The sequence below is a fragment of the Pseudomonas sp. HLG18 genome, assembly GCF_051903985.1.
Taxonomy (GTDB): Bacteria; Pseudomonadota; Gammaproteobacteria; order Pseudomonadales; family Pseudomonadaceae; genus Aquipseudomonas; species Aquipseudomonas fluorescens_BT.
On record NZ_CP195831.1, the window covers coordinates 6,152,296 to 6,172,872 of the forward strand.

The window sequence follows — 20,577 nt, forward strand, 5'->3', positions numbered from 1 at the left end:
CCAGACCATGGAAAACCCGATCGACACCCCGCGCCTCCCTCGCAAGCGCCGCAGCCTGGCACAGGAACTGGTGACGGTGCTGACCGAGCAGATCCGCGACGGTCTGCTCAAGCGTGGCGACAAGTTGCCTACCGAGTCGGCAATCATGGAAGCCCATGGCGTCAGCCGCACCGTAGTGCGCGAGGCGATTTCCCGGCTGCAGGCTGCAGGGCAAGTCGAAACCCGCCACGGCATCGGTACCTTTGTTCTCGACACGCCGAGCCCGAGCGGTTTCCGCATCGACCCGGCCACTGTGGTCACCCTGCGTGACGTACTGGCGATTCTCGAGTTTCGTATCAGCCTCGAAGTCGAATCCGCCGGCCTCGCCGCACAACGTCGCAGCGCCGAACAACTGGCCGCCATGCGCGCCGCCCTCGATGCGCTGAACGAAAGCGTGGCCCACGCCAGCGATGCGGTGGCGTCGGATTTCCAGTTCCACCTGCAAATCGCGCTGTCCACCGGCAACCGCTACTTCACCGACATCATGACCCACCTGGGCACCAGCATCATTCCGCGTACTCGCCTGAATTCGGCGCGACTGGCCCATGACGATCAGCAGCACTACATGAGTCGCCTGAGTCGCGAGCACGAGGAAATCTATGACGCGATTGCCCGTCAGGATTCCGATGCCGCCCGAGCGGCCATGCGTCTGCACCTGACCAACAGCCGCGAACGGCTGCGTCAGGCGCATGAAGAGGCACAGGCTCAGGGTTGAGAGTTGATTACGGCTCGAGGCGTACTGTCAAAGTCGGGGAGGTGACCACATTCGGGCTGCCGACTTTAGTAATCGTGTAGCGCAAATTAGCCGTAGCTCCCGACACCAGGTTATTGGCAAACGTGCTTTTTGGAATGTCAAAGATGACAGGGAATAATGGCTGGCTCAGTACGCGTTGAGAACTCCAATTGCTACCGGTCGAGGTGCTGACGAGCATCTCGATCACGTCGCCGATTGCTGCTTCAGTGTATTGGGACACTGAAGCGGGAGTTGGATCACTCAGCTTCTCAATGTAAGCGACTCCTTTAACTGCCTCTACCAAGTCAGGTGCGGCTACGACACTTTGTTGTGCGGTCATGATGTAAGTCCTTTTGTCATTGCAATCGAAAAGTGTATGTTCCGGCTCTTGGCCGTTGGCGTCGGGTGATGACGCCAAGAGTATTAGGGCTGGATTGGTCGGTGGCCGCACCTGTAAGAAATAACAGTTTCGACGAGTGGTTGATGGTGATTCAGCTTTCGATGTGCAGAAGCAGTGGTTCCGAGCAAGGCTCCAGACTGGATTCATCGGCAAACTTGTAGCGCAGCTCAACGGTGCTGTTCAGGTACTTTTCCAGCTCGAATCTCGGGATGCTCAACTCGATTCCGGTCAGGCCGACCATGTCATCCAATCCGTCATCCCAGACACCGGTCGGCTCCGACAGACCCTGCCATTCAGGCTCTTCCGGGTCCTCGCCGAGGATCGGGTACACATCCCAGTTCGGCGGGGTGCTCTGGCCATCGGGTACCTGAACGATCAAATCGTCATCCAGAGTCGACAACCGCAGGATGATCGAGTCGCTGGCGTGATCGGGGAATTGCGGAAGGTGTGCAGCGGCAAACGTCATGGTTCGTTCTCCTTGAAAGATCTGCCGCGATCCTTCGCGGCAGTCGTCGCACTTTACCCGGCGAATCGGTGAGGCGCGCCGGGGCAATCTTGTCCGGGCATTTCAGCTCTGGGGCAGAATCGAACGATCCACCCTGACCGCCAGTTTGCCCGGGCCAGGCGTGATGTCGAACGTCGCCTGCCCCCGGGCATCCACCGACGCCCGGGCGATAGCCACGCCGTCGCGCAGCAATTGCAGCGGCGCACCTTTCATCGATTGGCCCGAGGCCAGTTCCAGTTTCAATTTGAGGGTCATCGAATCGCTCCTTAATTCGTGTTGCCGGTCGGGTGATAGTCCTTGAGCAGCAGGTAAGTGCTCCAGCCCCACCAGTCGTCGACGGTGGCGGTATCGTTGAGGTTGTTGACGTCCTTGCGCCGCAGGACTTTGTTGTCCTGAACGCGGAACAGGGGCGAGAAGTTGTTGGCCGGATCCAGCACGAAAGTCAGATCCGGCAGCCTTTGCAGCGCGTTGAAAGTGGTCGGCACGTTGCCGCTGGAATACGCGGCATACACCTCGTCCGCCGAATCCTGCACTGCCTGATTCACCTGATTTCGGTTGTCGGCGTCCGTGGCATCGAAGTAGCGCTTGTCACCGAATGCCCGCCATTGCTCGCCATGTCCATTGCGCACCTTGAGCCCGAACTTGCTGTCTTCGTCGTGCATGAAGCGGGTGATGAGCGAGCCCAGATCACTCGGCGTCACGGCGGCTGCCATGGCTTTGCGTGGCACCCGCAAATGCCCGGAGGAGAACAGGTCGGTGAGGTAGTGGTCGGCAAATGCGTTCATCGCGTAGGCCCGCTGCAGTTGCAGTTCGTCCTGACTGGCGCGGGCGGCTACGGCGGTTTGCAGGGCGGCAGTGTGGCCGGCGATGTAGGCCAGGCGAGCCCATTCGCCGAAGTGGTCGGCGTTGTTCGCCGCCAGTTTCAGATAGCGACCGAGCGGGAACAGCGCCGAGACAAAACTGCCGCCGCCAGTGATCTTGTTCCACTCTTCCGACAACGTATCTCCTAAAGCGTCATAAGCCTCGTGGGGTTGTTTGCCCTCCTTGACCGCCTGTTTAACCGCGTCGATCTCCTTTTGCATGATCGCGAGAACCTGTGTCGCTTCGGCCTTTGAAGCGGGCAACGCGGCGAGGCTGTCGAAGGCCGCCGTGAAGCGCTGAAGACGATCAGCCGGGGTCGATCCTTCGTTGATCGGCCGGTCGACGATTCCGTAGAAGTCACCGCCCAGCGCCAGCACCTGGCCGTAGGTCAGCGCTAACCCGTTCGGCAAATGCAAAGGCACGTTTTGCGCGAGCACTGGCTCGGCACCTTCAACGAAGCGCAGCCGGGTGTTATCGCCGACAGCCGTGTGTTCCGCGCCTTCAAAGCGCAGCGGCGGTTTGCCTTTCATGGCTTTGCCGGGCAGGGCGAGGGCGGGTTCGACATCACCGTGGGAGTCGGCGATGTGCAGTAACAGGTGTGGGTTATCAGCACTGAATGCGATGCCGCCGGGGGCAAAAAGATCATCGAAACGGGCGATGACCGGTGTGGTTTTTTCAACGCATGTGGTTTGAAGACCGGACATTTCTTTCTCCTTGATATGTCGTCGGCAGGGTTTTATTTGACTGTATGCATATACAGTTAAATCGAGCCTAGTCGAGAAATCTCCTACGTCAAAAAGAAATCTTGTCCGACAAAAAAATGCCCCCCAGCGATGAAATGCAGTTGACGGTTATCTTTTAAGTTGTACGATGACCTACAACTTCGGCGAAGGCTGAACGGTCCACTCACAAAAAACGTTGTTACCAGGGTGTTCGAATAATGAATCCACAAGAACTGAAGTCCATCCTCTCCGCCGGCCTGCTCTCGTTCCCGGTGACCGATTTCAATGCTCAGGGCGATTTCAATCGCGCTGGCTACATCAAACGCCTGGAATGGCTGGCCCCGTACGGTGCTTCAGCCCTGTTCGCCGCCGGTGGCACCGGTGAGTTCTTCTCCCTGGCTGCCAGCGAATACTCGGAAATCATCAAGACTGCCGTCGACACCTGCGCCAGCAGCGTGCCAATCCTCGCCGGTGTCGGTGGTTCGACCCGCCAGGCCATCGAATACGCACAGGAAGCCGAGCGTCTGGGCGCCAAAGGCCTGCTGTTGCTGCCGCACTACCTGACCGAAGCCAGCCAGGACGGCGTAGCGGCCCACGTTGAAGCGGTGTGCAAATCGGTCAACATCGGTGTGGTGGTCTACAACCGCAACGTCTGCCGCCTGACCGCGCCGCTGCTGGAACGCCTGGCCGAGCGCTGCCCGAACCTGATCGGTTACAAGGACGGTCTGGGCGATATCGAACTGATGGTGTCGATCCGTCGTCGCCTCGGCGATCGCTTCAGCTACCTCGGTGGTCTGCCGACCGCCGAAGTCTACGCCGCGGCCTACAAGGCCCTGGGCGTGCCGGTCTACTCGTCGGCGGTGTTCAACTTCATCCCGAAAACCGCGATGGACTTCTACCACGCGATTGCCCGCGAAGATCACGCCACTGTCGGCAAGATCATCGACGACTTCTTCCTGCCGTACCTGGACATCCGCAACCGCAAGGCCGGTTACGCCGTGAGCATCGTCAAGGCCGGCGCCAAAATCGCCGGCTATGACGCAGGCCCGGTGCGGGCGCCGCTGACCGACCTGACCCGCGAAGAGTACGAGATGCTCGCCGCGTTGATCGACAAGCAAGGTGCGCAGTAACCCAACTCTATAAACGAGGCCGCTGAGCAATCAGCGGCCTTTTGCATCAGGAGAATGATTCGTGACCAAGCGCTATGACAACTACATCAACGGTGAATGGGTCGCCGGCAACGATTACTCGGTCAACATCAACCCGTCCGAGCTGAGCGACACCATCGGCGATTACGCCAAGGCTGACCTGGCTCAGGTCAACGCCGCCATCGACGCCGCTCGCGCCGCGTTCCCGGCGTGGTCGACTTCGGGCATTCAGGCCCGCCACGACTCGCTCGATAAAGTCGGCACCGAAATCCTCGCCCGCCGCGAAGAGCTCGGTACCCTGCTGGCCCGGGAAGAGGGCAAGACCCTGCCCGAAGCCATCGGCGAAGTGACCCGCGCCGGCAACATCTTCAAGTTCTTCGCTGGCGAGTGCCTGCGTCTGTCCGGCGACTACGTGCCGTCGGTGCGTCCGGGCGTCAACGTCGAAGTCACCCGCGAAGCCCTCGGCGTGGTCGGCCTGATCACCCCGTGGAATTTCCCGATTGCGATTCCGTCGTGGAAAATCGCCCCGGCCCTGGCCTACGGCAACTGCGTGGTGTTGAAACCGGCGGATCTGGTGCCGGGTTGCGCCTGGGCGCTGGCCGAAATCATCTCCCGCGCAGGCTTCCCGGCCGGCGTGTTCAACCTGGTGATGGGCAGCGGTCGTGTGGTCGGTGAAGCGCTGGTCAACAGTCCGAAAGTCGACGGCATCAGCTTTACCGGTTCCGTCGGTGTGGGCCGTCAGATCGCGGTCAATTGCGTGTCGCGCCAGGCCAAGGTTCAGTTGGAGATGGGCGGCAAGAATCCGCAGATCATTCTCGACGACGCCGACCTCAAGCAGGCGGTCGAGCTGTCGGTGCAGAGCGCGTTCTACTCCACCGGCCAGCGTTGCACGGCATCGAGCCGACTGATCGTCACCGCCGGGATTCACGACAAGTTCGTCGAAGCCATGGCCGAGCGCATGAAGTCGATCAAGGTCGGTCACGCGCTGAAGGCCGGCACCGACATCGGTCCGGTGGTTTCGCAAGCACAGCTTGAACAAGACCTGAAGTACATCGACATCGGTCAGTCCGAAGGTGCGCGCGTAGTCAGCGGCGGCGGTCTGGTGACCTGCGACACCGAGGGTTACTTCCTTGCGCCGACCCTGTTTGCCGACAGCGAAGCATCGATGCGCATCAGCCGCGAAGAGATCTTCGGCCCGGTGGCCAACATCGTTCGCGTGGCCGATTACGAGGCTGCACTGGCCATGGCCAACGACACCGAATTCGGTCTGTCGGCGGGCATCGCCACCACATCGCTGAAGTACGCCAACCACTTCAAGCGTCATTCCCAGGCCGGGATGGTGATGGTCAACCTGCCGACCGCCGGCGTCGATTACCACGTTCCGTTCGGGGGCCGTAAGGGTTCATCCTATGGCTCACGTGAGCAAGGCCGCTATGCGCAAGAGTTCTACACGGTCGTAAAGACCAGCTACATCGGTTCCTGATCCACGCAATACCTGTGGGAGCTGGCTTGCCAGCGATGCTATCACCTCGGTTTTCAGTCACACCGCAGTGATGCCATCGCTGGCAAGCCAGCTCCCACAAAGACCAAAGAAGATCCACCCGCGCATAAAAATAATCAGTGGGAGTACATCTACATGCAATCGTCCAAGCCGACTCACGTCCGCTATTTGATCTTGCTCATGCTGTTTCTGGTGACCACGATCAACTACGCCGACCGCGCTACTATCGCGATCGCCGGTTCCAGTTTGCAAAAAGACCTCGGCATCGACGCGGTCACCCTCGGCTACATCTTCTCTGCATTCGGTTGGGCCTACGTGGCCGGGCAAATTCCCGGCGGCTGGCTGCTCGATCGCTTCGGCTCGAAAAAAGTCTATGCCCTGAGCATCTTCACCTGGTCGCTGTTCACCGTGCTGCAAGGCTTCGTCGGTGAGTTCGGCATGTCCACGGCCATCGTCGCGCTGTTCATGCTGCGCTTTCTGGTCGGTCTGGCCGAGGCGCCATCGTTCCCCGGCAACGCACGCATTGTGGCGGCCTGGTTCCCGACTGCCGAACGCGGTACCGCTTCGGCGATTTTCAACTCGGCGCAATACTTTGCCACCGTGCTGTTCGCTCCGCTGATGGGCTGGATCGTCTATGCCTTTGGCTGGGAACACGTGTTCATTGTCATGGGCGTGTTCGGCATCCTGTTCTCGCTGATCTGGCTGAAGGTTATCCACAGCCCGCGCCAGCACCCGATGGCCAACGAAGCGGAAGTGAAGTTCATCGCCGACAACGGCGGTATGGTCGACATGGACCAGAAGCAAGGCAAAAAGGCTGACGGCCCGAAGTGGGATTACATTCGCCAACTGCTGACCAACCGCATGATGCTCGGCGTGTATCTGGGCCAGTATTGCATCAACGGCATCACCTATTTCTTCCTGACCTGGTTCCCGGTGTACCTGGTGCAGGAGCGCGGCATGACCATCCTCAAGGCCGGTTTCATTGCGTCATTGCCGGCGATCTGCGGCTTTATCGGCGGCGTCCTCGGCGGGGTGATTTCCGATTACCTGCTGCGCAAGGGCCATTCGCTGACCTTCGCTCGCAAGGCGCCGATCATTGCCGGCCTGCTGGTTTCGAGCAGCATCGTGGCCTGCAACTATGTCGACGTTGAATGGATGGTGGTGGGCTTCATGGCCCTGGCCTTCTTCGGCAAAGGCGTGGGCGCGCTGGGCTGGGCGGTGGTGTCCGACACCTCGCCGAAACAGATTGCCGGTCTCAGTGGCGGCCTGTTCAACACCTTCGGCAATATCGCCTCGATCACCACGCCAATCGTCATCGGCTACATCATCAGCTCCACCGGCTCGTTCAAATGGGCGCTGGTGTTCGTTGGCGCCAATGCGCTGGTGGCGGTGTTCAGCTACCTGGTGATCGTCGGCCCGATCAAGCGTGTGGTCCTGAAAGAACCGCCAACCAACGGCGGTTCCGAAGCCACCGGTAAATTGTCTCAAGCGCATTCCTGAGGAGCGGCGCCATGCAGTTGATTGAACATTCCGACTCGCCGCGCTACATCCGCCTGCACGAGCGGGACAACGTAGTGGTTGTGGTCAATGACCAGGGCGTGCCGGCCGGCACCGCATTCACCGATGGCCTGGTGACGGTGGATTTCGTGCCGCAGAGTCACAAGGTCAGCCTCGTGGACATCCCCGAGGGTGGCACGGTGATTCGCTACGGCCAGATCATTGGCTACGCCTTGCAGCCGATTCCCCGTGGCAGTTGGGTCAAGGAAGATCAACTGCGCATGCCGACCGCGCCACCGCTGGACAGCCTGCCGCTGTCCACCGATGTGCCGGCCGCCCAGGCGCCGCTGGAGGGTTTCACGTTCGAGGGTTATCGCAACGCCGACGGCACCGTCGGCACGCGTAACATCCTCGGGATCACCACCACCGTGCAATGCGTCACCGGGGTGCTGGATCACGCGGTAAAACGCATCAAGGATGAACTGTTGCCGAAGTACCCCCACGTCGATGATGTGGTGGCGCTGACCCACAGTTACGGTTGCGGCGTGGCCATTACGGCCACCGACGCCTACATCCCGATCCGCACCGTGCGCAATCTGGCGCGCAACCCGAACCTCGGTGGCGAGGCGCTGGTGATCAGCCTGGGCTGCGAGAAATTGCAGGCCGGGCAGGTGATGCACGAGGACGATGCATCGGTCGACTTGAGCGAGCCATGGCTGTATCGCTTGCAGGATTCCAGTCACGGTTTTACCGAGATGATCGAGCAGATCATGGCACTGGCCGAAACCCGCCTGAAGAAGCTCGACCTGCGCCGTCGGGAAACCGTGCCGGCGTCCGAGCTGATCCTCGGCATGCAGTGCGGCGGCAGCGATGCGTTTTCCGGGATCACCGCCAACCCGGCGCTCGGTTATGCCTCTGACTTGCTGCTGCGGGCAGGGGCGACGGTGATGTTTTCCGAAGTCACTGAAGTGCGTGACGCAATTTACCTGCTGACCTCACGGGCGCAGACCAAAACCGTTGCCGAAGAGCTGGTACGTGAGATGGACTGGTACGACCGTTACCTGGCCAAGGGCGAGGCGGATCGCAGCGCCAACACCACGCCGGGCAACAAGAAGGGCGGGTTGTCGAACATTGTCGAGAAGTCGTTGGGCTCGATCGTCAAATCCGGCAGTAGTGCCATCAGCGGTGTGCTTGGCCCCGGGGAGCGGTTCAAGCAGAAGGGTTTGATCTTCTGTGCGACGCCGGCGAGTGATTTTGTCTGCGGTACGTTGCAACTGGCGGCGGGGATGAACCTGCACGTGTTCACTACCGGGCGTGGTACGCCTTATGGTCTGGCCATGGCGCCGGTGGTCAAGGTGTCGACCCGTACCGAGCTGGCGCAGCGCTGGCCGGATCTGATCGACATCGATGCCGGGCGGATTGCTACCGGACGGGCGAGCATCGAGGAATTGGGCTGGGAGTTGTTCCACTACTACCTGGATGTGGCGAGCGGCAAGCAGCAGACGTGGGCGGAGAAGCACAAGCTGCACAACGACATTACGTTGTTCAATCCGGCGCCGATCACCTGAGTCTGTTGTTCGTTCCCACGCATGGCGTGGGAACGAACGGGGTGAAAGTGGCTTATCATTAGCCCCCTGACGACGCTCACCTCCAAGGCTCCCCCGGCATGCTGGCAATCTTCCTCGAAACCCTGAACATCACCGCGCCGGTGTTTGCCATGCTGTTTCTGGGGGTGTTGCTCAAGCGCATTGACTGGATCAACGACAACTTCATCCACACAGCCTCTTCACTGGTATTCAACGTCAGCATGCCGGCGCTGCTGTTTCTCGGCATCCTGCATGCCGACCTGCACGCCGCGCTGCAACCGGCGCTGCTGATCTACTTCGCCCTCGCCACGCTGGCCAGTTTTGCCCTGGCCTGGGGCTGGGCGATTCTCCGCTGCCCGCGGGAAGATCGCGGCATCTACACCCAGGGCGCGTTTCGCGGCAACAACGGGGTCATCGGGCTGGCGCTGGCGGCGAGCATGTATGGCGACTACGGGATTTCCCTCGGGGCTATTCTCGCGGCGCTGGTGATCCTCTTCTACAACACCCTGTCGACTATCGTGCTGGCGGTCTACAGCCCGGTGATCAAGTCCGACCCGTGGAGCATTTGCAAAAGCGTGTTCAGCAACCCGCTGATTATCAGCGTGATCGCGGCGGCGCCGTTTGCCTGGTTCAAGATCGGTCTGCCGGGATGGCTGGAAACGTCCGGCCAGTACCTGGCGCAGACCACGCTGCCGCTGGCATTGATCTGCATCGGTGGCACGCTGTCGCTGGCGGCGCTGCGCAAAAGCGGCAGCCTGGCACTCAGCTCGAGTCTGGTGAAGATGATCGGTCTGCCGGTGTTCGCCACGCTAGGTGCTTGGCTGTGGGGCTTTCGCGGGGCGGAGCTGGGGATTCTGTTTCTGTACTTCGGCAGCCCGACGGCGGCCGCCAGTTTTGTCATGGCCCGGGCGGCCCAGGGTAACCATGAACTGGCGGCGGCGATCATTGTGTTGACCACGTTGATGGCGGCAGTGACCACCAACGTCGGGATCTTTCTGTTGCAATGGGGCGGATGGATCTAGCCTGAGACCGGGTTTGAACTTTCGGGCCTCTTCGCGAGCAAGCCCACTCCCACATTGGATCTGTGGCGATCACAAATCCCCTGCGGGAGCGGGCTTGCTCGCGAAGGGGTCGATCTGTCACTCAGCTTTCTGATAGGTGTCGATCACTTCCTGCGCCGCCCGAAACGCATCGATTGCCGCCGGCACTCCGGCGTACACCGCGCAATGCAGCAGCGCCTCACGGATCTCGTCGACCGTGCAACCGTTGTTCAGCGCGCCGCGCACGTGGCCCTTCAACTCTTGAGGGCACTTCAACGCGGTCAGCGCGGCGAGGGTAATCAGGCTGCGGGTCTTCAGCGGCAAACCTTCGCGATTCCACACACCGCCCCAGGCGTGTTCGTTGACGAAATCCTGCAAGGGTTGGGTGAACTCGGTGGCATTGCCCAGTGCGCGGTCGACAAACGCGTCGCCCATTACCTGACGGCGGACTTCAACCCCGGATTTCTTCGATTCGGTCATGGCACATCCCTCTTGTGGTGTTGGCGGCGCCAGGCGCGTACGGACGTGAAAAACAGAAACGTCAGCAGTGTCGGCAGCACATAAAACAGCATCAACCGTTCAAGCTTGCCGGCCAGTGGCATGCCGGTGGTGAACGACACCACGTGCAGCCCGTACGCCAGGTACAAGCCGAGCAGCAACAGGCCTTCGGCGCGGGTCACGCGATAGCCGGAGTAGAACACCGGCAGGCACAGCGTGGCCACGCCCAGCATCACCGGCAGGTCGAAACCCAGCGCGTTCGGCGACACTGACAGGGGCGTTGGCGCGATCAACGCGGTAACGCCGAGCACACCGAGCAGGTTGAACAGGTTGGCGCCGATCACGTTGCCCACGGCAATGTCGCGCTGCCCGCGCAGGGCGGCGATCAGTGAGGTGGCGAGTTCAGGCAGCGAGGTACCGACCGCGACCACCGTCAGGCCGATGACTCGCTCGGAAAAGCCCAGATCCGTGGCCACTGCGACAGCGGCGCCCAGCAGCAGATGTCCGGCGAATACCAGCATGGCCAACCCGGCGACGATCATCAGCAGGCTGGTGAACCAAGGCGCTGGTTGAGTTTGAGGATGACCGGAATGTGGCCGGGCCGAGTGGCGCGACTGGCGCAACAGCAAACCGAGGTACAACCCCAGGGCCGCCAGCAGCAGGATGCCGTCGAATCGGCCGATCTCTTCGTTCCAGGCCAGCACGAACACCAGCAGGCTGGCGCCGATCATCAACGGGATGTCGAGGCGTACCAGTTGCCGTGAGACGCGCAATGGAATGATCAGCGCCGACAGGCCGAGGGTTACGAGGATGTTGAAAATGCTGCTGCCGATCACGCTGCCGACCGCGATGTCGGGGTTGTGCGTCAGGGTTGCCTGCAGACTGACCGCCATTTGCGGGGCGCTGCTGCCGAGGGCGACGATGGTCAGACCGATGATCAGCGGCCGTACATGCAGCCGCGCGGCCAGGCGCACGGCGGCGCGTACCATCAGTTCGGCACCGGCGATCAGCAGGAACAATCCGCAGAGCAGCTCAATCACTTTGATCAGCGGTAAATCGGTCAGTCCAAAAATGGTGGACGCTCCGTCAGTCGTCGAGGGCCTGCACGCGAACCCGCGCCGTGCCGCTGCCAATCATGCCGAGGCGTTCGGCGGCTTCCCGTGAAACATCGATGATGCGCCCACGGGTGTGCGGCCCGCGGTCGTTGATACGCACCACGCAGGATTTGTCGTTTTTCAGGTTGGTGACCTTCACCCGCGTGCCGAACGGCAACTGGCGATGGGCGGCGGTCAGGGAATTCTGGTTGAACGCTTCGCCGCTGGCGGTGCGTTTACCGTGGTGTTTGGCACCGTAATAGGAGGCGACGCCGGTCTGGTCGTAACCGTGCGGGTCGATGACATCGGTGCTGGCGCAACCGGCCAACAGGGAGAGCAGGGCGCAAAGGCTGAACAGACGCTTCATTCAAGAGGTCCCGAAAACAAATGTGGGAGCGGCGGTTCGGCGCTCCGACTTGCTCGCGAAGGGGGGCTCACATTCAACATATCTGCTGACTGTTATGCCGCTTTCGCGAGCAAGCGCCGAACCGCCACTCCCACAGGGAGTAGAGCCAGATTTGCAGGCTGGCTCCATTTACATCAGCCTTCGAGCTTGCTTTTGAGCAGTTCGTTCACTTGCTGCGGGTTGGCCTTGCCCTTGGAGGCTTTCATGGCCTGACCGACGAAGAAACCGAACATCTTGCCGCGCTTGGCTTCGTCTGCCGCACGGTATTGCTCGACCTGCTCGGCGTTGGCCGCGAGCATTTCGTCCAGCACCGCCGAGATCGCGCCGGTGTCGGTCACCTGCTTCAGGCCGCGTTTCTCGATGATCTCGTCCGCACTGCCTTCGCCGTTGGCCATCGCTTCGAACACCACTTTGGCAATCTTGCCGGAGATGGTGTTGTCCTTGATGCGCAACAGCATGCCGCCCAACTGCTCGGCCGAAACCGGCGAATTCTCGATATCCAGGTTCTGCTTGTTGAGCAGGCTGCCCAACTCGACCATCACCCAGTTCGCCGCCAGTTTGGCGTCGCCGCCGATGCTTGCGACTTTTTCGAAGTAGTCTGCCTGTTCACGGCTGGTGGCCAGCACGTTGGCGTCGTAGGCCGACAGACCGAAGGCACTCTGGAAGCGCTCGCGTTTCTGCGGTGGCAGCTCCGGCAGGGTGGCGCGCACGTCATTGAGGAACGAATCCTCGATGACCACCGGCAGCAGGTCCGGATCGGGGAAGTAACGGTAGTCGTTGGCTTCTTCCTTGCTGCGCATCGGACGGGTCTCGTCCTTGTTCGGATCGTACAGACGGGTCTGCTGGATCACTTTGCCGCCGTCTTCGATCAAGTCGATCTGACGCTGGATCTCGGAGTTGATCGCCTTCTCGATGAAACGGAACGAGTTGACGTTCTTGATCTCGCAGCGAGTGCCGAACTCGACCTGACCTTTCGGACGCACCGACACGTTGCAGTCGCAACGCAGCGAGCCTTCGGCCATGTTGCCGTCGCAGATGCCCAGGTAACGCACCAGCGCGTGGATCGCCTTGACGTAGGCCACGGCTTCCTTGGCGCTGCGCATGTCCGGTTCGGACACGATTTCCAGCAGCGGCGTGCCGGCGCGGTTCAGGTCGATGCCGGTGGCACCGCTGAATTCTTCGTGCAGGCTCTTGCCGGCGTCTTCTTCCAGGTGCGCGCGGGTGATGCCGACGCGTTTGACCGTGCCGTCTTCGAGAGCGATGTCCAGGTGGCCCTTGCCGACAATCGGCAATTCCATCTGGCTGATCTGGTAGCCCTTCGGCAGGTCCGGGTAGAAGTAGTTCTTGCGGGCGAACACGTTGTGCTGACCGATCTCGGCGTCAATCGCCAGACCGAACATCACTGCCATGCGCACCGCTTCCTGGTTCAGCACCGGCAACACGCCGGGCATGCCCAGGTCGATCAGACTGGCCTGGGTGTTCGGCTCGGAACCGAACTGGGTGGAACTACCGGAAAAGATTTTCGACCGGGTGGTGAGCTGGGTGTGAATCTCCAGCCCGATCACGACTTCCCATTGCATGTGTGTCTCCTCAGAAGCCGGTTGGGGTGCGGGTGTGCCAGTCAGTGTTCAACTGATACTGGTGCGCAACGTTGAGCAAACGGCCTTCCTGGAAATACGGAGCGAGCAGTTGCACGCCGACCGGCAGGCCGTCGACGAAACCGGCCGGCATCGACAGGCCCGGCAGGCCCGCGAGGTTGGCGGTGATGGTGTAGACGTCTTCCAGGTAGGCAGCGACCGGGTCGCTGTTCTTGGCGCCGAGTTTCCAGGCCGGGTTCGGCGTGGTCGGGCCGAGGATGATGTCGACTTCATTAAATGCTGTCATGAAGTCGTTTTTCACCAGGCGACGGATCTTCTGCGCTTTCAGGTAGTAGGCGTCGTAGTAACCGGCGGACAGCGCGTAGGCACCGACCATGATCCGGCGCTGTACTTCAGGCCCGAAGCCTTCGCCACGGGAGCGCTTGTACAGATCTTCCAGGTTCTTCGGGTCTGCGCAGCGGTGGCCGAAGCGCACGCCGTCGAAACGCGACAGGTTGGAAGAAGCTTCCGCCGGGGCGATCACGTAGTACGCAGGAATCGCGTGCTGCATGTTCGGCAGGCTGATGTCCTTGATCACGGCACCGAGTTTCTGCAGCTCTTTGATGCTGTTCTGGATCAGGTCGGCGATGCGCGGGTCGAGACCGGCACCGAAGTATTCCTTCGGCACGCCGATGCGCAGGCCTTGAAGCGAGCCATTCAGACCGGCGGCGTAGTCCGGCACTGGCTCATCGATGCTGGTGGAGTCGTTCGGATCGAAGCCGGCCATACCTTGCAACAAAATCGCGCAGTCTTCGGCGGTGCGAGCCAGTGGGCCGCCCTGATCGAGGCTTGAGGCGTAAGCGATCATGCCCCAGCGCGAAACACGACCGTAGGTCGGTTTCAGGCCGGTGAGGTTGGTGAACGCGGCCGGTTGACGGATCGAGCCGCCGGTGTCGGTGGCCGTGGCGGCTGGCAACAGACGAGCGGCAACTGCCGCCGCCGAACCACCGGACGAACCGCCCGGCACGTGTTCCAGGTTCCACGGGTTTTTCACCGCACCGTACCAGCTCGACTCGTTGGCCGAGCCCATGGCGAATTCGTCCATGTTGGTCTTGCCCAGGGTCACGGTGCCCGCGGCGGCCAGCTTCGACACCACGGTGGCGTCGTACGGAGCCTTGAAGTTGTCGAGCATCTTCGAGCCGCAGCTGGTGCGAATGCCCTGGGTGCAGAACAGGTCCTTGTGGGCGATCGGCGCGCCGAGCAGGGCGCCGCTCTCACCGTTGGCCCGGCGCACGTCGGCGGCTTTCGCCTGCTCGAGGGCCAGCTCTTCGGTGAGGCTGATGAAACTGTTGATCTGCGGGTCGAGCTGGGTAATGCGCGCCAGCAGGACCTTGGTCAGTTCTTCGGAAGAAAACTTTTTATCGGCGAGACCGCGGGCGATCTCGGCCAGAGTCATTTGATGCATTGCAGGCTCTTTCCCTTTAGTCGATGACTTTCGGAACCAGGTACAGGCCGTTTTCGACCGCTGGTGCGATGGACTGATAAGCCTCGCGGTGATTGCTTTCGGTCACGACGTCGGCGCGCAGGCGCTGACTGGCTTCCAGCGGGTGGGCCAGCGGCTCGATACCGTCGGTATTGACCGCCTGCATTTCGTCGACCAGCCCGAGAATGCTATTGAGGGCCGAAGTGATTTGTGGAAGATCGGCGTCATTGAGGCCAAGGCTGGCCAGATGAGCGATTTTTTCCACGTCGGAGCGTTCTAGCGCCATCGGGTTTCTCCAGTGGAAAACAGGACGGACGGCGTCCGTGTGTTAGATTGTCGGAACACTACCGCACTTCTACGGTCATAAGGCCGCGATTGTGGGGCTTGGTGCACAGAAAAGCGGCCAATTTAACATATTGGCGCCTTGCCCAAAATCCCTGTCGTTGTTAGAGTTTGCCGCACTTTTTTACCCACGCGTTGCCTAGGGTCCCTTTCCCATGTTCAAGAAACTGCGTGGCATGTTTTCCAGCGATCTTTCCATTGACCTGGGCACTGCCAACACCCTTATTTACGTGCGCGAGCGCGGTATCGTCCTGAATGAGCCATCGGTTGTGGCCATTCGGACACACGGTAACCAGAAAAGTGTCGTTGCTGTCGGCACCGAGGCCAAGCGCATGCTCGGCCGTACGCCGGGCAACATTGCTGCCATTCGTCCGATGAAGGACGGTGTGATCGCCGACTTCAGCGTCTGCGAAAAGATGCTGCAATACTTTATCAACAAGGTTCACGAAAACAGCTTTCTGCAGCCCAGCCCTCGTGTGCTGATCTGCGTTCCATGCAAGTCCACCCAGGTTGAGCGTCGCGCCATCCGTGAATCGGCCCTTGGCGCCGGTGCCCGTGAAGTATTCCTGATCGAAGAGCCGATGGCTGCTGCGATCGGTGCCGGCCTGCCGGTTGAAGAAGCGCGCGGTTCGATGGTCGTGGATATCGGTGGCGGTACTACCGAAATCGCACTGATCTCCCTGAACGGTGTGGTCTATGCCGAATCCGTCCGCGTTGGCGGCGACCGCTTCGACGAAGCGATCATCACCTACGTGCGCCGCAACTACGGCAGCCTGATCGGCGAATCCACCGCCGAGCGCATCAAGCAGGAAATCGGCACGGCCTACCCGGGCGGCGAGGTGCGCGAAGTCGACGTTCGCGGTCGCAACCTGGCCGAAGGCGTTCCACGCGCATTCACCCTGAACTCCAACGAAGTGCTGGAAGCTCTGCAAGAGTCCCTGGCCACCATCGTTCAGGCCGTAAAAAGCGCCCTGGAGCAATCACCGCCGGAACTGGCTTCCGATATCGCCGAGCGTGGCCTGGTGCTGACCGGTGGTGGCGCACTGCTGCGTGACCTCGACAAGCTGCTGGCCCAGGAAACCGGTCTGCCGGTGATCGTTGCCGAAGATCCGCTGACCTGTGTTGCCCGCGGCGGTGGCCGTGCACTGGAAATGATGGACAAGCACACCATGGACCTGCTCTCCAGCGAATAAGTCGCCGGGTGCAATACGTGGGTGAGCGCACAGGCAGCACTTTGCAGTGCTGCCTGTTGGCGTTTATCTTCTGTCAGTCTTCATCCAGGCCGGTTTGATGCCGTATGAATAAACAGAACATTTGCCTGGGAGGAGCGGCTTATTAAACCGCTTTTCGCCAAGGGCCCCTCACTGGGCGTGCGCCTGTTGGTGCTGGCCGTGCTGTCGGTCGCACTGATGGTGGTCGATGCCCGTTTCAGCCTGCTCAAGCCTGCCCGCAGCCAGATGTCGCTGGTGCTGATGGACGCTTACTGGATCACAGATCTGCCCGGCAGGCTGTGGGAAGGTGTCGCCAGTCAGTTCGGCAGCCGCACCGAGCTTGTCGCCGAAAACGAAAAACTCAAGACCGAGAACCTGCTGTTGCAGGGGCGCATGCAGAAGCTTGCCGCCCTCACCGAGCAGAACGTTCGTCTGCGCGAGTTGCTCAATTCCTCCGCGCTGGTCAACGAGAAGGTCGAAGTGGCCGAGCTGATCGGCATGGACCCGAACCCCTTCACCCATCGCATCATCATCAATAAAGGTGAGCGCGACGGCGTGGTGCTCGGTCAGCCGGTGCTCGATGCACGTGGCCTGATGGGGCAGGTGGTCGAACTGATGCCGTACACCTCCCGTGTATTGCTGCTGACCGACTCGACCCACAGTATTCCTGTGCAGGTGAACCGTAACGGTCTGCGCGCGATTGCCAGCGGCACCGGTAACCCTGAACGTCTGGAACTGCGCCATGTGGCCGATACCGCCGATGTCAAGGAAGGCGATCTGCTGGTCAGCTCCGGCCTGGGTCAGCGCTTCCCGGCCGGCTACCCGGTGGCGACGGTCAAGGAAGTGATCCACGATTCCGGCCAGCCATTTGCCATTGTCCGCGCCGTACCGACTGCCGCCTTGAACCGCAGCCGCTACTTGCTGCTGGTGTTCAGTGACAACCGTACGGCTGAAGAGCGTGCCAACGATGCGGCGCAGGCTCAGGAAAATCTTGATGCATTTGGTGGTGGGCCGGTTGTTCCGGCGACCGTGCCGAAAACGGTGAATACCCAGACTGCGACGCCTGCAGCAACGACGGCCACACCTGCCGCAGCACCCGCCAGCGCCACGCCAGCCAAACCTGCTGCAGGCAAGCCGCCAGCGACGCCGGCCAAACCGCCCGCAGCAGCCAGCAAGCCACCGGCCGCTCAGCCTGCCAGCGCTCGGCCGGCCGCCAAACCGCCGGTCACTGCACCGGCCACCACCGGGGGACGAGAATAATGGTCGGTGTCAAAGCCTCCCGAAACGGCTGGATCGTCTGGCTGACCTTTTTGATCGGCATGCTGCTCAGTGTGTCGCCGTTGCCGCAGTTCATGGAAATCCTCCGCCCGCTGTGGCTGGCGTTGCTCCTCGCATTCTGGGCGCTGTACATGCCGCAGATGATCGGCATGGTGACGGCTTTCTGCCTGGGGCTGGCCGAGGACGTGCTTTATGGCACGTTGCTGGGGCAGAACGCCTTGATCCTGACCTTGATCACATTCCTGGTGCTCTCGTTGCAACAGCGCCTGCGGATGTTCCCGATGTGGCAGCAGAGCCTGGTGATCCTGGTGATCTTCGGCCTCGCTCAACTTGTACAGCTCTGGCTCAGCGCCTTGACTGGCAATCGTCAGCCGACCCTAGCGCTGGTCCTGCCAGCGCTGGTCAGTGCCTTGCTCTGGCCCTGGGTCAGCTTCGCTTTGCGCGGATTGCGCCGACGCTACAAAATCAACTGATTCGGTCAGGCATGGGCCCGTACCGGTGCCATGAGGCAGGGCACTCAACAGGGAGATGTTTGGATGAAGCCGCTTTATCTCGCCTCAGGATCGCCGCGTCGGCGTGAGTTGCTCACGCAGATCGGCGTTCCGTTTACCGCCATCAGCGCGGATATCGATGAGACTCCTCTTGCCAATGAATCCCCGTCGGCCTATGTCGAGCGCCTCGCGCGTGGCAAGGCCGAGGCCGGGCGGCGCTCTGTCGTCTGCGACACGCCATTTTGTGTGTTGGGCGCCGACACTGCAGTGGTGCTGGACGGCAAAATTCTTGGCAAACCGGTGGACGAAGCCGACGCATGCGCCATGCTGATGATGTTGTCCGGCAAGGAACACGAAGTGCTCACCGCCATCTCCGTGCTCGACGGGGACCGTTGCGAGTCTCAAGTGGTGCGCAGCCTGGTACGGTTTCGGGCGATCAGCCGTGAAGAAGCCGCGGCCTACTGGGCCAGTGGCGAACCTCGGGACAAGGCCGGCGGTTACGGCATTCAGGGGCTCGGCGCGGTGTTCGTTGCCGGTCTCAACGGCAGTTATTCGGCCGTGGTCGGTTTGCCGGTGTGCGAAAGCGCAGAACTGCTCGGTCATTTCGGCATACCCTGTTGGCAAAAACCGAGTGCGCAGTAACCGTCGAACAGATCAAGATGCGGCCATCATTGTGAACATGCCTGAACGAGACCCTGCCATGAGTGAAGAGATTCTGATCAACATCACGCCGATGGAATCGCGCGTGGCGGTGGTCGAAAACGGTGTGCTGCAAGAAGTGCATGTCGAGCGCACGCAAAAACGCGGGATCGTCGGCAACATCTATAAAGGCAAGGTCGTGCGGGTACTGCCGGGCATGCAGGCGGCATTTGTCGACATCGGCCTGGATCGTGCGGCATTCATTCACGCCTCGGAAATCTCCCTGCGTGAAGGCCCGGCAGTGGAAAGCATCAGCGCGCTGGTGCATGAGGGCCAAAGCCTGGTGGTGCAGGTGACCAAGGACCCGATCGGCTCCAAAGGGGCGCGTCTGACCACTCAGCTGTCGATTCCTTCGCGCTATCTGGTGTACATGCCGCGCACGGCCCATGTTGGCATTTCCCTGAAGATCGAAGACGAAGCCGAACGCGAGCGCTTGAAGCAGGTGGTCAGCGATTGTGTGGCCAAGGAAGGGATCAAGGAGGCGGGCGGCTTCATCCTGCGTACCGCCGCCGAAGGTGCCGGGGCCGATGAGATCCTGATGGACATCCGCTACCTGCGACGCCTGTGGGATCAGATCAACGAGCAGATCAAGACCGTCGGCGCACCGATTGTGATCTACGAAGACCTCGGCCTGGCCCTGCGCACCCTGCGGGATCTGGTCAGCCCGAAGATCGAGAAGATCCGCATCGACTCCCGGGAAACCTTTCAGAAAACCACGCAGTTCGTCGCCGAACTGATGCCGGAAATCGCCGATCGTCTGGAACACTACCCGGGCGAGCGGCCGATCTTCGACCTGTATGGCGTCGAAGACGAAATCCAGAAGGCCCTTGAGCGCAAGGTGCCGCTGAAGTCCGGCGGTTATCTGGTGGTGGATCCGGCAGAAGCCATGACCACCATCGACGTGAATACCGGGGCGTTCGTCGGACATCGCAACCTCGAAGAAACCATCTTCAAGACCAACCTCGAAGCCGCCACCGCGATTGCCCGGCAGATGCGCCTGCGCAATCTGGGCGGGATCATCATCATCGACTTCATCGACATGGAAGATGAAGAACACCAGCGCCAGGTTCTGCGAACCCTGGAAAAACAGCTGGAGCGCGATCACGCCAAGACCAACATCATCGGCATCACCGAGCTCGGTCTGGTGCAGATGACCCGCAAGCGCACCCGTGAAAGCCTCGAACAGGTACTGTGTGAGCCTTGCAGCAGTTGCCAGGGCCGGGGCAAGCTGAAAACCCCGGAAACCATCTGTTACGAGATCTTCCGCGAGATCCTGCGCGAAGCCCGGGCCTATCAGGCCGAGGGCTACCGCGTGCTGGCGAACCAGAAAGTCGTCGACCGTTTGCTCGATGAAGAATCCGGCAACGTTGCCGAGCTTGAAGGGTTTATCGGCCGCACCATACGCTTCCAGGTGGAAACCATGTATTCCCAGGAACAATATGACGTGGTGCTGCTCTGATCCCCTG

21 protein-coding genes are annotated in these 20,577 nt (G+C 61.0%); 11 read left to right on the forward strand and 10 right to left on the reverse strand.

Annotation, left to right across the window (positions count from 1 at the left end; translation table 11 throughout):
• Window positions 1–7 precede the first annotated feature (7 nt).
• Window positions 8–754, forward strand: coding sequence for a FadR/GntR family transcriptional regulator (locus tag ACSPX5_RS28075; protein WP_323160033.1), 747 nt, complete (start codon window positions 8–10; stop codon window positions 752–754).
• Window positions 755–761: 7 nt separating this feature from the next.
• Here the strand turns inward: ACSPX5_RS28075 and ACSPX5_RS28080 are convergent, their stop codons facing one another.
• The 4 genes from ACSPX5_RS28080 to ACSPX5_RS28095 all read right to left on the reverse strand — a co-directional run bounded on the left by ACSPX5_RS28080 (window position 762) and on the right by ACSPX5_RS28095 (window position 3,242).
• On the reverse strand, window positions 762–1,112 hold the full coding sequence (locus tag ACSPX5_RS28080; RefSeq protein ID WP_323160032.1) for a hypothetical protein: 351 nt from the start codon (window positions 1,110–1,112) through the stop codon (window positions 762–764).
• Window positions 1,113–1,263: 151 nt separating this feature from the next.
• Window positions 1,264–1,638: a hypothetical protein gene (locus ACSPX5_RS28085; RefSeq protein ID WP_439820681.1), complete on the reverse strand. Its 375-nt coding sequence runs from the start codon at window positions 1,636–1,638 to the stop codon at window positions 1,264–1,266.
• A 102-nt stretch (window positions 1,639–1,740) separates the two neighbouring features.
• Complete coding sequence (locus ACSPX5_RS28090) at window positions 1,741–1,932, reverse strand: hypothetical protein (RefSeq protein WP_439820682.1); 192 nt, start codon at window positions 1,930–1,932, stop codon at window positions 1,741–1,743.
• Between the two features lie 11 nt (window positions 1,933–1,943).
• Window positions 1,944–3,242 carry a phospholipase gene (locus ACSPX5_RS28095; RefSeq protein WP_439820683.1) on the reverse strand — a complete coding sequence of 433 codons (1,299 nt, stop codon included), beginning with the start codon at window positions 3,240–3,242 and terminating at the stop codon, window positions 1,944–1,946.
• A 236-nt stretch (window positions 3,243–3,478) separates the two neighbouring features.
• Here ACSPX5_RS28095 and kdgD point away from each other — a divergent pair, with 236 nt between their 5' ends.
• The 5 genes from kdgD to ACSPX5_RS28120 all read left to right on the forward strand — a co-directional run bounded on the left by kdgD (window position 3,479) and on the right by ACSPX5_RS28120 (window position 10,014).
• Entirely contained in the window at window positions 3,479–4,390 is a 912-nt protein-coding gene (gene kdgD, locus ACSPX5_RS28100; protein ID WP_007953624.1) for a 5-dehydro-4-deoxyglucarate dehydratase, read from the forward strand.
• 61 nt (window positions 4,391–4,451) lie between these two features.
• Window positions 4,452–5,891, forward strand: a complete 1,440-nt coding sequence (locus tag ACSPX5_RS28105) for an aldehyde dehydrogenase family protein (protein WP_007953623.1) — start codon at window positions 4,452–4,454, stop codon at window positions 5,889–5,891.
• 153 nt (window positions 5,892–6,044) lie between these two features.
• A complete protein-coding gene (locus ACSPX5_RS28110) occupies window positions 6,045–7,409 on the forward strand; it encodes an MFS transporter (RefSeq protein WP_169428849.1) in 1,365 nt (454 codons plus the stop codon).
• 11 nt (window positions 7,410–7,420) lie between these two features.
• Window positions 7,421–8,974 (forward strand): galactarate dehydratase, encoded by a 1,554-nt coding sequence (garD, locus tag ACSPX5_RS28115; protein WP_207865218.1) that lies wholly within the window; start codon window positions 7,421–7,423, stop codon window positions 8,972–8,974.
• 98 nt (window positions 8,975–9,072) lie between these two features.
• Complete coding sequence (locus ACSPX5_RS28120) at window positions 9,073–10,014, forward strand: AEC family transporter (RefSeq protein WP_169428851.1); 942 nt, start codon at window positions 9,073–9,075, stop codon at window positions 10,012–10,014.
• A 117-nt stretch (window positions 10,015–10,131) separates the two neighbouring features.
• Here ACSPX5_RS28120 and ACSPX5_RS28125 read toward each other — a convergent pair whose 3' ends face one another.
• The 6 genes from ACSPX5_RS28125 to gatC form a co-directional block, all read right to left on the reverse strand.
• The gene (locus ACSPX5_RS28125; protein ID WP_169428852.1) at window positions 10,132–10,512 is read right to left on the reverse strand and encodes a carboxymuconolactone decarboxylase family protein; all 381 of its coding nucleotides are present in this window, start codon (window positions 10,510–10,512) and stop codon (window positions 10,132–10,134) included.
• Window positions 10,509–11,570, reverse strand: a complete 1,062-nt coding sequence (locus ACSPX5_RS28130; protein ID WP_207865223.1) for a calcium/sodium antiporter — start codon at window positions 11,568–11,570, stop codon at window positions 10,509–10,511. Before ACSPX5_RS28130 ends, ACSPX5_RS28125 begins: the two co-directional genes overlap by 4 nt.
• A gap of 46 nt (window positions 11,571–11,616) precedes the next feature.
• A complete protein-coding gene (locus tag ACSPX5_RS28135; protein ID WP_169428854.1) occupies window positions 11,617–11,991 on the reverse strand; it encodes a septal ring lytic transglycosylase RlpA family protein in 375 nt (124 codons plus the stop codon).
• A 173-nt stretch (window positions 11,992–12,164) separates the two neighbouring features.
• A complete protein-coding gene (gene gatB, locus ACSPX5_RS28140) occupies window positions 12,165–13,610 on the reverse strand; it encodes an Asp-tRNA(Asn)/Glu-tRNA(Gln) amidotransferase subunit GatB (RefSeq protein WP_169428855.1) in 1,446 nt (481 codons plus the stop codon).
• A 10-nt stretch (window positions 13,611–13,620) separates the two neighbouring features.
• Window positions 13,621–15,072, reverse strand: a complete 1,452-nt coding sequence (gene gatA / locus ACSPX5_RS28145) for an Asp-tRNA(Asn)/Glu-tRNA(Gln) amidotransferase subunit GatA (RefSeq protein WP_169428856.1) — start codon at window positions 15,070–15,072, stop codon at window positions 13,621–13,623.
• Window positions 15,073–15,088: 16 nt separating this feature from the next.
• Window positions 15,089–15,376: an Asp-tRNA(Asn)/Glu-tRNA(Gln) amidotransferase subunit GatC gene (gatC, locus tag ACSPX5_RS28150; RefSeq protein ID WP_169428857.1), complete on the reverse strand. Its 288-nt coding sequence runs from the start codon at window positions 15,374–15,376 to the stop codon at window positions 15,089–15,091.
• Between the two features lie 211 nt (window positions 15,377–15,587).
• On the opposite strand from gatC, the gene mreB reads away from it, so the two are divergent.
• The 5 genes from mreB to rng all read left to right on the forward strand — a co-directional run bounded on the left by mreB (window position 15,588) and on the right by rng (window position 20,570).
• The gene (gene mreB / locus ACSPX5_RS28155) at window positions 15,588–16,625 is read left to right on the forward strand and encodes a rod shape-determining protein MreB (protein WP_002555108.1); all 1,038 of its coding nucleotides are present in this window, start codon (window positions 15,588–15,590) and stop codon (window positions 16,623–16,625) included.
• A 141-nt stretch (window positions 16,626–16,766) separates the two neighbouring features.
• A complete protein-coding gene (gene mreC / locus ACSPX5_RS28160; protein ID WP_169432593.1) occupies window positions 16,767–17,903 on the forward strand; it encodes a rod shape-determining protein MreC in 1,137 nt (378 codons plus the stop codon).
• A complete protein-coding gene (gene mreD / locus ACSPX5_RS28165; protein ID WP_065260837.1) occupies window positions 17,903–18,394 on the forward strand; it encodes a rod shape-determining protein MreD in 492 nt (163 codons plus the stop codon). Before mreC ends, mreD begins: the two co-directional genes overlap by 1 nt.
• A gap of 63 nt (window positions 18,395–18,457) precedes the next feature.
• Window positions 18,458–19,054 carry a Maf family protein gene (locus ACSPX5_RS28170; protein ID WP_169428858.1) on the forward strand — a complete coding sequence of 199 codons (597 nt, stop codon included), beginning with the start codon at window positions 18,458–18,460 and terminating at the stop codon, window positions 19,052–19,054.
• Between the two features lie 58 nt (window positions 19,055–19,112).
• Window positions 19,113–20,570, forward strand: coding sequence for a ribonuclease G (gene rng, locus ACSPX5_RS28175; RefSeq protein ID WP_439820684.1), 1,458 nt, complete (start codon window positions 19,113–19,115; stop codon window positions 20,568–20,570).
• The last annotated feature ends 7 nt before the right edge of the window (window positions 20,571–20,577 follow it).